The sequence below is a fragment of the Halomonas sp. SpR1 genome, from assembly GCF_031010175.1.
Classification (GTDB): Bacteria; Pseudomonadota; Gammaproteobacteria; order Pseudomonadales; family Halomonadaceae; genus Vreelandella.
The window spans coordinates 1-645 of the sequence record NZ_JAUAMB010000095.1 but is presented as its reverse complement, the minus strand read 5'-3'; the positions used below and the strand labels follow the sequence as shown (position 1 = coordinate 645).

Genomic DNA, 645 nt, shown 5'->3' with positions numbered 1-645 from the left:
CAGTACGTCTTCGCCACATTGCCCACCCTAGACGATGATGAACTCAACACGCTGTTGCCCTGGCAGTGGAAAGAGACATTACCGGTCTAAGCGAAATCTGACTAGATGGGTTTAGTGGCTCGCTTACAGCGTTTGCCTGTCGCTTCCCATGGGCAGAATACTGTATAAACAAACAGACAATAGCAAGAGTTAAGATTTCGATGGTTGCATGCCGTTTATTCGCTGGCCGTTCAATCTGAACTCAGGGTCAATATCAATCGTGCTGACAGGTACCTGAATGAACACACAAGACATTAAACAAGCAATCGCCAATAAAATGCTCAGTGAGTACAACCGTGGTAATGACATGGTGGATCTAACACCATTAGAAAATGAGCTGGGTATTCCTTGGCATGATATAGCAACCATCGTCACACTGTTTCATCGCCAAGGTGTCGTAGAACCTCTCGTTGGAAATACGCATGCGAGGCTCACTTCATACGGCGTTGAAGTACTCGAACCACGCGATATCGGCGTACCCGACGTCACCCCATCTTCAGTAGCACCTGGGTTTAGAGTCAGAAGTAACTTTATCGTGTTTTACCACCAGTTGCTCGGCATAGGCTGACGGTGTCAGCCCTCCAAGGCTCTTCTTCGGTCTTTCTT

At 47.8% G+C, this 645-nt stretch carries 1 protein-coding gene; it reads left to right on the top strand.

All coding sequences use genetic code 11. From position 1 onward, the window contains the following. The first annotated feature begins 277 nt into the window (after window positions 1-277). On the top strand, window positions 278-607 hold the full coding sequence (locus tag QT231_RS24290; protein ID WP_308339332.1) for a hypothetical protein: 330 nt from the start codon (window positions 278-280) through the stop codon (window positions 605-607). Window positions 608-645: the final 38 nt, after the last annotated feature.